At 44.6% G+C, this 11,947-nt stretch carries 8 protein-coding genes; 3 read left to right on the top strand and 5 right to left on the bottom strand.

Annotated features, from left to right (window positions below):
- Nucleotides 1-4: 4 nt before the first annotated feature.
- On the bottom strand, nt 5-2,140 hold the full coding sequence (locus ABMY42_RS21735; protein WP_349266793.1) for a TonB-dependent siderophore receptor: 2,136 nt from the start codon (nt 2,138-2,140) through the stop codon (nt 5-7).
- A gap of 122 nt (nt 2,141-2,262) precedes the next feature.
- Complete coding sequence (locus ABMY42_RS21740) at nt 2,263-3,201, bottom strand: helix-turn-helix domain-containing protein (protein WP_009697495.1); 939 nt, start codon at nt 3,199-3,201, stop codon at nt 2,263-2,265.
- A 545-nt stretch (nt 3,202-3,746) separates the two neighbouring features.
- On the opposite strand from ABMY42_RS21740, the gene zwf reads away from it, so the two are divergent.
- The 3 genes from zwf to gnd are packed head-to-tail and all read left to right on the top strand — an operon-like array spanning nt 3,747 to nt 7,451.
- Nucleotides 3,747-5,249 (top strand): glucose-6-phosphate dehydrogenase, encoded by a 1,503-nt coding sequence (zwf, locus tag ABMY42_RS21745; RefSeq protein WP_005445999.1) that lies wholly within the window; start codon nt 3,747-3,749, stop codon nt 5,247-5,249.
- On the top strand, nt 5,246-5,962 hold the full coding sequence (gene pgl, locus ABMY42_RS21750; RefSeq protein ID WP_009704055.1) for a 6-phosphogluconolactonase: 717 nt from the start codon (nt 5,246-5,248) through the stop codon (nt 5,960-5,962). Before zwf ends, pgl begins: the two co-directional genes overlap by 4 nt.
- Nucleotides 5,963-6,002: 40 nt before the next feature.
- Complete coding sequence (gnd, locus tag ABMY42_RS21755) at nt 6,003-7,451, top strand: decarboxylating NADP(+)-dependent phosphogluconate dehydrogenase (protein WP_005445995.1); 1,449 nt, start codon at nt 6,003-6,005, stop codon at nt 7,449-7,451.
- A gap of 178 nt (nt 7,452-7,629) precedes the next feature.
- Here gnd and ABMY42_RS21760 read toward each other — a convergent pair whose 3' ends face one another.
- From ABMY42_RS21760 to ABMY42_RS21770, 3 genes are all read right to left on the bottom strand, one after another.
- Nucleotides 7,630-8,568: a universal stress protein gene (locus ABMY42_RS21760; RefSeq protein ID WP_009697497.1), complete on the bottom strand. Its 939-nt coding sequence runs from the start codon at nt 8,566-8,568 to the stop codon at nt 7,630-7,632.
- 229 nt (nt 8,569-8,797) lie between these two features.
- A complete protein-coding gene (locus ABMY42_RS21765; protein ID WP_005445992.1) occupies nt 8,798-9,508 on the bottom strand; it encodes an EAL domain-containing protein in 711 nt (236 codons plus the stop codon).
- A 173-nt stretch (nt 9,509-9,681) separates the two neighbouring features.
- Entirely contained in the window at nt 9,682-11,928 is a 2,247-nt protein-coding gene (locus ABMY42_RS21770) for a collagenase (RefSeq protein WP_349266810.1), read from the bottom strand.
- Between the last annotated feature and the right edge of the window lie 19 nt (nt 11,929-11,947).

Raw genomic sequence — 11,947 nt, forward strand, 5'->3', positions numbered from 1 at the left:
GGCGTTAGAACTTGTACTCAAGCTTCGCTTCGATAGATCGTTCAGCACCAAACCAACAGTTGTTCTTGTCGTAACAGCTGTAGTATTCCTCGTCAAAGATATTGCTCGCAGACAGCGTGACGCTTGCGCCGTCGAGTGATTGTGAAGCCGCCGATAAGTCATAGCTCGCCGCTAGGTCAACCAAGGTGTAATCTGGCACTTGGTCACTATTTTGTGCATCCATTTCTGTTTTACCTACGTAACGAACGCCAGCACTAGTGCGAAGCCCTGCTAAAGTACCTTCATAGTAGTAATTTGCCCATAAAGAAGCGGTTTGTTCTGGTACCCACACTGGCGTTTTGCCTTCTTGGTGGTAATAGCTGTCTTCTTTAATTTCCATATTGATATAGGTGTAGTTTAGCGTTAGGTCAGCTTGCGGTGTTGCTTGCCATTTCGCTTCTAGCTCTGCACCTTGAGAAACCACTTCACCAGCTTGGTATTGCGGTGCGTATGGGTTGTTAGGATCGGTCAAGATCGCGTTTTTCTTGGTGATATGGAACAGCGCTAGGTTGCCTGATACGTCACCACCCAGAGGGGCGTATTTGAAGCCCAGCTCCCATTGATGACCAGTAGAAGGGTCGAACGCTTTACCTGATGCATCAGCCCCCGCGATTGGTTCAAAACTCTCTGAGTAAGTCAGGTAAGGAGACAGACCAAAATCAAGCTCGTATAACGCACCAACTCGGAAAGATACGTTGTTTTCATCAAGCTTTTCCTTGCTCGGTGTGACTGTGCCTAGGTAATCACTCACAGTGTTGGTGTCGGATTCGTATTTATCCCAGCGAAGTCCAGCAATCATCACAAGATTTCTGTAGCGAAGCTGGTCTTGAAAGTAAACGCCAAGCTGTTTCGTCTTGATGTCCAATGCTTGCTGGTAAGCGAACTTTAGAGCGTCGCGGTCAATCTGGTTGTGATTAGGATTAAAGATGTCTTGCGTAAGCGAGTAACCTAAGGTGTCTTTGTATTTCACATCAGAATCTAGGTATTGGTAATCTAACCCAATTAGCAAGTTATGCTCGAAATTGCCATGGGCAACGTAGCCAGATAACTGGTTATCAATCACAAATGAAGTTGACTCTTCATCTGTGAGGTAAGCATTACGACCAATCGTGCGATTATCAGCGGCTAATGGGCTGTTGTACGTGTTTTCTTGGTACGAGTCAGCCGTCATGTAACGTGCATTTTGCAAGAACTGCCAGTTGTTGTTGAAGTCGTGCAGAATTTTGTAGCCAACCATCAACACTTCACGTTCATAGGTATTCCAGTTTTTGTCGCCCAAGTAAGTATCAGGAGACAACGAACCGAGTGGATTATCGAGAACGGAACCCGCTGCTGGTACGGTGGTGTAAATACCTGCCGAAGGATCGTTTTGGTAGTACACGTTAACATTAACAAGCGTGTTGTCTGTCGCTTGCCAGTCGAATGAAGGTGCAATCAGATAACGTTCGTCTTCTGATGTCTCTGCTTGACCATCTCGCTGCTTCGCCAACCCTACGATGCGGTAGTTCACGTTTGAATCACCGATTTGACCAGTGGTGTCGAAGTTAAGCTCTTTCAGGCTGTTGGTGCCGGTACTGACTGATACCGTGTTAGCTGGCTCAGATTGCGGAGTTTTTGCAATGATGTTGACCATGCCGCCTGGTGGAATGTTTCCATATAAAACAGACGTTGGTCCTTTGAAGACTTCAACTTGCTCTACTGCAGCTGCATCAATTTGTGGCTGTAAGTTCCAGCCGTTGAATAGGAGAGGGAGACCATCGTAGAAGTTGGTGTAGTTAATGAAACCGCGGATATTGAATAGGTCTAGACGCGTAACGGCACCACCGCGCAGTTCGGTATTTACACCAGATGAGTAACGAAGTGCTTCGCTGACCGTGCTCACTCCGCGTAAATCCATCTCATCCTTGGTAATGATGGTGATTGCCTGTGGGGTTTCTTCTGGTTCTAATGACGTTTTTGTTGCCGTATTTCGGTAAGTCTCACCTAATACGGTCATTGTTTCGAGTTGAGTTACGTCTTCGTCAGCAACAGCGTGTCCTGCGATCAGCGCAGAAACAACAACTGCAAGTGTTGAGCGATGAAATTTAATCGGGGTTTCCATTTTTCCTGATTCCACTACTTTTTCTAGTTATTGATAATGATTGTTATTTGTATTTTATAGATAGGAAAAATAGAAAAGTTAACAATTTGGTGCAACTCGCTCTAAAGGATAGGACTTTTCTCTTACTTCGAGTATCGGCTGTAACAACGCTCTACGGGTAACCAGTATTGCATTTGGGCGTTATCACTGTTTGGCTGGTAGTCTGCCGGATAATTTTCAAGCTCATACCCATCGACACCGCGATAATTTGAAGCAGGTAACCAGCACATGATGAACCACTCAAGGGTTTGCGCAAGTTTCGCTGCCTTACCGATGTGAGTGATCACGGCATAAGTTTGCTGTGGTACGAATAATGTCTCTAGTTGATCGGACACTGCATTTGGAATGCTTGGTAAATGGACATTGTCGTCGAGTTCATAACCTGCCCAATATTGAAGATTCGAACCATCAAAGTGAGGGTGGGTAACATCAATAACACCGAGATGGCGAACTGGTGGCTCTTCGACTTGATCGGCAATAAGAGAAAGCTGAAGCCACAACTGCGGGACTTTGTAATGGAAGTTTGGAGAAGGGGAGAACAAACCGCTGATTGGTTGAGAAAGCCCCTGTAGATAAAAGCTTGGTTTCGTTTCTATCTTTACTTCGATAAAGTGCCCGTCATTGTGCGACGCTTCTGGAAGGTGGCGTAACGTAAATGGTTTACGTAACCCTGATAACTGTTGGTTCTTTCTATATTCGCGAGGGCTGACAGAAAACATCTGCTTGAATGCGCGGCTGAATGCGTGCTCGGAGGCAAACCCCATTTCCAGCGCAATATCCAAAGAGCGCTCACTTCCGCCGACTAATCGCTCTGCTGCGTAGCTTAACTTAAGCTCTCTAACGTAGTTTGCAACCGAAAGTCCTGTTTGCTGCTGAAACACGCGCTGCAACTGCCAGCGAGACCAGCAACTTTGTTGCGAGATGTCATCAACGCTCAAAGGGGAATCAAGATTACTATGAATGTAATCCAATACGCCTTGAATACGATGCGTCGATTGCTGTTTTGCTGAGCCCTGATTCATAGCAGTCCTAACGTGTGTTGATAGAATACTCCATTATCTTTAATTAAGTATCATTATCAACAACTATGAAGTAGAGTTGTAAATTCTGCATAGTGCACAGAGCTTATGTAATGGATTGCAAAGTTGAACAATAAATAATCTTTTTAGAGTTTTTGCTTAAATTTCATCACTAGACCGGGCAGGGTATTTATTTCTTTTAATTCAATTGATTATGATGATTTGTGTAAATTATTTAAACGTTTGCACCGCCAAGTGTTGATGTAAATCAAATAGTCGTAGACAATACGCCCCCGTGTCGGAAATCTCCTCCGAAGAGTGCAAGGTTGTACTCGAGAGACATAAGCGTCTTATATGACCTCCAAATGTTGAGAACCTGACTATGTTTAAGGGGCTCAGTAGTTGTAGTGATTTGAGACTATAGGCTTTACCTATCAACGTAATAGGTAAGACCAATTTTCTATTTTTGAGTGCCATTGATAGGGTTGGCTCAATCCTTTAGCCGTATCCGGGCACACAATAAGTACCTCGTTTTTAAGGGAAAGATGATGGTAATACCAGAAAACAGCAGCATCGTTATTTTTGGTGCTTCAGGTGACCTTACGTACCGTAAGTTAATTCCTGCTCTCTACCACCTCTATGCGAACAAACAGCTTCCAGAGAATTTTGCCATTCTTGGCGTAAGTCGTACTGAGTACAGCGACGATTCTTACCGCGAAAAGCTGAAAAAATCGCTTCAGGAAATGGAGAAAACTGAGCCAGAAACGCTTAATGCATTTATCAATCATCTGCATTACCAAGCAATCAATACTTCTGACACACAAGATTATAGCAAGTTGGCGACACGCTTAGACCAACTGGCAAACGAATACCAATTCGAACAACGTAATACGCTTTTCTATCTTGCAACACCACCAAGCCTATACAGCGTGATTCCTGCAAGCCTTGCAGCTCACGGTCTGAACAATGAGGAAGATGGTTGGAAGCGTCTGATCATTGAAAAACCATTCGGTTACGACCTTGAATCAGCGCGTTCACTGGATAAAGAGATCCACGAACACTTCCAAGAGCATCAGATCTACCGCATCGACCACTACCTAGGTAAAGAAACGGTTCAAAACCTGCTTGTACTTCGTTTCTCTAACGCTATGTTTGAGCCGTTGTGGAACCGTAACTTCATTGATTACGTGGAAATCACAGGCGCAGAATTCTTAGGCGTAGAAGAGCGTGGCGGTTACTACGATGGTTCAGGTGCTGTACGCGACATGTTCCAAAACCACTTGCTACAAGTACTGGCAATGGTTGGTATGGAGCCGCCTGCACAAATTAATGCTGACGCGATGCGTGATGAAGTTGTGAAAGTGCTTCAGTGTCTTAAACCACTGGATGAAGACGCACTTCGCAACGACCTTGTATTGGGTCAGTACACGGCGTCTGAAGTTCGTGGTCAACAACTCCCAGGTTACCGTGAAGAGAACGGCGTAGCAGACGATTCTCGTACTGAGACTTACATCGGTCTGAAAGCTTACATCAACAACTGGCGTTGGAATGGCGTGCCTTTCTACGTACGTACAGGTAAGCGTCTACCGACTCGCGTGACAGAAGTGGTTATCCACTTTAAACAAACACCACACCCAGTGTTTGGACAAAACGCACCAGAGAACAAGCTGATTATTCGTATTCAGCCAGACGAAGGCATCCAAATGAGCTTTGGTCTGAAAGAGCCGGGCGCAGGCTTTAAGGCGAAGGAAGTGAAAATGAACTTCCATTACGCTGATCTGCAAGAAACCCAAATGCTGACTGCTTATGAGCGTCTACTTCTTGATGCCCTAAACGGTGATGCGACGCTATTTGCTCGTAGCGATGCGGTTGAAGCGTGTTGGAAATACGTGCAACCAATTCTAGATTTCAAGCAAGACCCACAAGCGCTATTCGGATACGCATGTGGTACATGGGGACCAAAAGAAGCGGACGACTTGCTACAGCGAGCTAACCGCGCATGGCGTTTCCCTTGTAAAAACCTAACAGACACGGACTACTGCGAACTATGATCAACCACAAGATCTACCAAACAGCAGAGCAGGTAGTAGAAAGCCTTGCTAACGATATGAAAGCGTTTAGCGAAATGGGCCGACCTGTTCACATCTCTCTTTCTGGCGGCAGCACACCTAAAATGCTGTTTAAGCTTCTGGCAACAGAGGTTTACGCGACGTCAATTCAGTGGCAAAACCTCCACTTCTGGTGGGGTGATGAGCGCTGCGTTGCGCCTGATGATGCAGAAAGCAACTATGGCGAAGCAAATGCTCTACTCTTTACGCAGGTCAATATTCCTGCTGAGAACATTCACCGTATCCGTGGTGAAGAAGAGCCAAAAGTAGAAGCAGAACGTTTTGCGAAAGAGATGGCAGAAGTGATTCCAACTGAAAATGGCACTCCTGTGTTTGATTGGATCTTGCTTGGTGTTGGCGCAGATGGTCATACTGCATCACTGTTCCCAGGTCAGACAAACTACGATGATGAGAACCTATCAGTGTTGGCGTCTCATCCTGAGTCTGGTCAGATTCGCGTATCAAAGACGGCACGCGTATTAGAAGCAGCGAAGCGCATCAGTTACTTAGTACTTGGTGCTGGTAAAGCAGATATCATTGAAGAGATTAACAGCTCACCAGCACGCGTACTTCCATATCCGGCGGCGAAGATCCAAGCGACATCGGGTCTGACGGAATGGTATTTAGATTTAGACGCAGCGGCGAAAATCGTTTAAGACGGTCGCTGGTCGAATAAAAGACAATTGGAGAGAAACAATGAAAGGTGATATCGGTGTAATCGGCCTTGCTGTAATGGGTCAAAACCTTATCCTAAACATGAACGACCACGGCTTCAAAGTTGTGGCTCACAACCGTACTGCTGCTAAAGTAGACGAGTTCCTGGAAGGTCCGGCGAAAGGCACAAACATCATCGGTGCATACTCTCTAGAAGAACTAGTAGAGAAGCTAGAAGCGCCACGTAAAGTGATGTTGATGGTTCGCGCAGGTGAAGTTGTAGACAAGTTCATCGAAGCTCTAGTACCTCTACTAGACAAAGGCGACATCATTATTGACGGTGGTAACACTAATTACCCAGATACAAACCGTCGCGTTGCTGCACTACGTGAAAAAGGCATCCACTTCATCGGCACTGGTGTATCTGGTGGTGAAGAAGGTGCTCGTTTTGGTCCATCTATTATGCCTGGTGGTTCTGCTGAAGCATGGGAAGCTGTTAAGCCTATCTTCCAAGGTATTGCAGCGAAAACTGACGCTGGTGAGCCTTGTTGTGACTGGGTTGGTAACGATGGTGCAGGTCACTTCGTTAAGATGGTACACAACGGTATCGAATACGGCGACATGCAGCTTATCACTGAAGCTTACCAGTTCATGAAAGATGGTCTTGGTATGTCCGCAGATGAGATGCAAGCTGTATTCGCAGATTGGAACAAGACTGAGCTAGATAGCTACCTTGTTGAAATCACTGCTGACATCCTTGGCTACAAAGATGAAGACGGTGAACCACTAGTAGAGAAGATCCTAGATACAGCGGGCCAAAAAGGTACTGGTAAATGGACTGGTATCAACGCACTAGACTTAGGTATTCCACTGACTCTTATCTCTGAATCTGTATTCTCTCGTTGCCTATCTGCATTGAAAGACCAACGTGTTGAAGCTGAGTCTCTATTCGGTAAGACAATCACACCAGTTGAAGGCGACAAGCAAGAGTGGGTTGATGCTCTACGTCAAGCACTACTAGCATCTAAAATCATCTCTTACGCTCAAGGCTTCATGCTAATGCGCGAAGCATCGAACGAAAATGGTTGGGACCTAAACTACGGTAACGTAGCACTAATGTGGCGTGGTGGTTGTATCATCCGTTCTGCGTTCCTAGGCAACATTCGTGATGCGTACGAAGCGAACCCAGATATCGCATTCCTAGGTTCTGATGAGTACTTCAAAAACATCCTACAAGGCAGCCTAGCGGCATGGCGTAAAGTAGCAGCGAAATCTCTAGAGTCTGGTATCCCAATGCCATGTACGATTTCTGCGCTATCTTTCCTAGATGGTTACACAACTGCTCGTCTACCAGCTAACCTGCTTCAAGCTCAACGTGACTACTTCGGTGCTCACACTTACGAGCGTACGGATCGTCCACGTGGTGAATTCTTCCATACAAACTGGACTGGTACAGGCGGTAACACAGCGTCGACAACTTACGACGTTTAATTGCGCTTTAGTGATTTAAAACAAAAGGATGCCAAGTGGCATCCTTTTTTAATGACTGTTGCAACCTGTGTTCCTTGGGTTCAAATCTAACGTAACGCTCAGAATCCATACCTTGAAGTCACTTGGGCATATAGGCATATTTCGTCCTTATATTCCCTCCAGGTGTTGGTGTTTTGAATCAAACCGAAAGGGGAGAAACGAAACTCTTTGGTTTTAACGCCACCAAAGAACAGTCGAGTGACTGCAAGACATTCTCTGCAGTATTACCAATGACCATACCTTGAATGCCCGTTCGAGCAATAGTGCCCATTACAAGCACATCTACATCCTCTTTATTGACCCAGTTTGGTATCTGCTCATCAGCGGAGCCGTGTAAGTGATGGATAAAGAACTCTCCATCAATTTCAGAAATTTGGATGATGGAATCCAATGCTTCACGGTGTGCGATTCGGTGAGCATCGATTTGTTGGTCGAGCACTTCATCTTCAATCTGAATCCAAATATGATGCCTTAGATAGCTTTCCATCTGATACTCCCAACAAGACACGATGTGCAATTGTTGGTTGTAGGAGTCTGCGATGGAGTGGGCTAACTGGAGAAGATGAACTGTTAATTCTTGTTGCTCTTCACTGGAAATGATGGGATCGATAGCCACCGCCACTCGTTTCGATACCGTTACATGTTTTGCTGCTCGGTTTAGCCATACAGGGCAAGGGCACTTACGCAATAATTTCATATCGAGCGCTTTAAACCCTTTTGTTCCCTCGTCCAGTGGCTCAGCATCTTTGATTACCAGATCGTAGTGGTGTTTATTAACTTGTTGAATGATAGAGACAACAGGTTTGTCACCACTCTCAACGCTGATTGGGAACGGCTCTACATCGTCAGAGAAAGGATCATTCAACTGTGCGGTTTTAATGTCAGTAAATAGTGAGTCTATCAGAGAATTTTCGTAGGTCTGTTGGTATTCGCGCATATTGGATGGCATCTCAGGGCACACGATAAGCCCAGATAAGCGAGCGTCATGGATTGTGGCAAGTTTCATTGCTTGTTCCAGTGAGTCACTTTTGCCAGCCAATCCTTGGCTAACGAACAAGATGTTTTTGAATCTTTTCATACGCACCTCCTTTTTATTAAGTGTTGTATCAGAAAGGTAATGTTTCCATGTTTATAGTGTGGTTACTTGACCTGAAACAACATAAATTGGATGTGCAAACTGAGATCAATACCTTAGCTAGATTACGGATGATTGAGTTTGAACGCGGCTTGAAAATGAAAACGCCCAAAGAGGGAATCTTTGGGCGTTTCGTTATCTGGAGGAATGGCTAGGAAAAGAAAGTCGTTTGTTAAGAACACAACGAAACAGCTTCTTCAGACTGCAATGGGTAAGGGCGCGAATAGTGGTAGCCTTGGACCAAAGAGTGGCACTCTTTAAGCATCTGATGATGCTGAGCGTCTTCGACACCTTCAAAAATCAAACCACGAGAACAAAATGGTGCTAAGAAGTACTCTAACGCTTGTATAGACTCTAGATCCGCGTACTTGAGGAAGCTTTTGTCGATTTTAATACGGTCCCAAAAGATGGTGTCGAGCGACATATTGGCGAGTTTGTTGTTGCTATGATAATCATCCAACCAAATTTCGATGTTGTTTGCCTGTAACTGCGACAAGTTATGGTGTATTTCTTTCGATTCGGTATAGCAATCAAGCTCACTGATTTCTAATGCGAACTTGGCTCCGTTGAAGCTTAAGAGCTTTTGTACAAAGTGCTCGTCAGCCAAACATGAAAGCTTAATATTAAATGAGTGTCGCTGGTGTGGGTATTGGGCGAGAGAAAATTGAATTTGCTGTAAAGCGAGCGTTTGAATAAACGAATTATCTACAATTGAAAAGAAGACGTCGTTATTAATGTTATTTTTGTCAAAAGTACAAATCTTCGATAACGTTTCGTAATATTGAATTTCTTGACTTTTAGGGCAAATGATAGGTTGTACTAATGTTTCTATATCAAAGTCAGTCAATTTGAAGTTAGGCAGGTAAGGCTTATTCCTTTGCATATTATTCACTTTTTCAATTTAATATTACGACGTTACACTTAAGCATTGTTTTGCATTTTATATCCAAAGTAATTACTTCAGGAAATTAAGAATTATAATAGCGCTATAAATTATATTTAATGTTCATTAAGCACCGTGAGGAAAGCAGGTGCTTAATGAAGGTTGAGAGTGGCTTATTTCGCGACCACTGATAGCTCTACGTCGAACTCGTCACGACCACTGATGCTGAAATAGTATTGACCCGTTTTTATGGTGCCGTCTTCATTCTTTGGAATCGAAATGGATTCGTTACTGCCATGAGTAAAGTTGGTCCACTCGTACTCAAAGTAGTGACAGACTTTGTCATAACAAGCATATAAATCGGCGTCACCGCTACCGGTAATCGATACTTCCAATTGATTGAAGCTCTGCGTCACGTCGACAAAGAAAAGTTTCTCTGCGAACTTTTCACCACTAACTTGAACGCTGGTATTGAGCTCAATTTTCTTCGGTTTTTCTTTTGGCTTCGGCTTAGAAATGTCCGTGTCATCAATGTCTTTGGTTACTTCATCTAGCCATGAGTGAAACTCTGTATTGTAGGCAGGACCGAGTCGTTCAAGGAGTTTAACCCACTCTTTGTATTGTCCGGTACGTGAATATCCCAAAAGCTCGGTTACGTCTTCAGGGTGCTTTTCTAACATAAAGCGTACGGCTAGGTAGCCCCAACGGTAAACACGATTCAAACCGTCGCTGTAGTTGGTACGGAACACTTCATCTAAAGTGTGAGTTTTGTCTTTACCAAGTACTAATGCCGCAGTATAGCCGTCTTTGTAGTGCATGTATTCAGCGAAGCCTTCCAACCACCAAACGATGCTACCTTCGCGCATTGTCTCGTGGAAGTCACCGTATTGGTTAAATCGTCCGTCCAAATAGTGAATGTATTCATGCTCTAAGTTTAGAATCGAAAAGTCGTCATCCCATCCGTTTTGATAAGCGACGAATCGAGGTACATTTCCTTGCTTGGAAGGGTCTCGCTCGAGGAATTGTCCGCCGTTGTTGGTCGTGTTACCGAATAGGAAGCTAGAGTAGGTTGAATAGTCGTTTTTGGTTTTAAAAACAATAACGTCAACACTGTCGCTATGATCATCAGCGACAGGCTGATATCCCGTGTTAACAATTTGGTGGAAGTCATCTTCTTTCAGGTTCAATGTTTCGCAGCTTGTCACTGCTTGAGCTTCAGTCATTTCCTGAGCGAGTATTTGCGCAGGTCCACGACAGTCGTAACTGAATGTCATGATTTTCTGTTTTAGATCTTGCTTCGCATTACCAAGCCCGAGTTGTTCTAGGTAATCCGACGCATAAGCATTGACCATTTCAGCAATACCAACCCATATTCGGTCCGATTTACCACCGAGTGGGTAACGTGCCAACAAGCTACGTAAAGTATCGATGACGACTTGTTTTGTGCTCGCATCTTGGGTTTTGACAAGTCTAGCGAGCTCTCGGGCGGCGTTGCCGAGTAATTGTTCAGAGTCGGTGCCAATCGCCCATTCGTTATTGGTAATAAAAGCACTCATTCGGTGAATATAACTTGGGTCAGACTCGATAAGGTCGTAAAACGCTTTGGTTTGAGAGTGTCCAGCCATAGCGATAAAAACATTGTTGATCGCTTTGCGGTAGTAATAGCTTTCGCTTTTATCTTGAGAAAAGCTATCGAGAACGTTGAAGACGTCAGGAGCGGCAATGGCGAGCTGTCGAATGCTATCAACAACAATCAACATGGATGCCAGTGCTTCTTGTTGTTCACGTCCATCTGTTAATGCGTGTGGTGAGCGTAAAAACTCTTGGATCGTAGCGGCGATCTCTGCGCCCAATTCCGAAGGGAAAGGCTGTAAGTCTCGTGCAAACGTGTCGTGTCGGTTCTTATACGCTGCTTTGATAAACTCGCCCAAGTAATAAATCTGCTGAGCTTGTTCCTTTTTCCCTTTATAAGCTTCAATTGCTTTTTTTAAGCCAGCGTTAATTCGTGTGACACTCAATGTGCTAAAAACGGTATCTGCTTGTTCAGCAGAAGGGGAGAACCAAGTTCTCATACACTCGTAGTCGCTGTTGGCGACACGTGATTCGATATTAACTCGGTCAAGGTTAAGTTCCGTAACAGTACATTTTCCTTTGTGTGGGAAAAGCTCGGTATCGTCATCTACGTCAGTATCGTCGTCAGTGGTTCCGTCGTCTTTGGTAGAGTCATCATCACCCGTAGTGTCATCATCTGCTGTAGAATCTGAATCTGAATCTGAATCTGAATCTGAATCTGAATCTGAATCTGAATCTGCGTCAGTGGTGTCATCATTTTTATCGCCGGAATCCACATCAGCGATAGGAACCGTCGTGACACCTCCGGAAGAATCATCGCCACCACATCCAGTTAAAACACCAAGCATGGATAAAAGAAGACATGCG

Source organism: Vibrio sp. SSH13-20 (assembly GCF_040104475.1).
Lineage (GTDB): Bacteria > Pseudomonadota > Gammaproteobacteria > Enterobacterales > Vibrionaceae > Vibrio > Vibrio harveyi.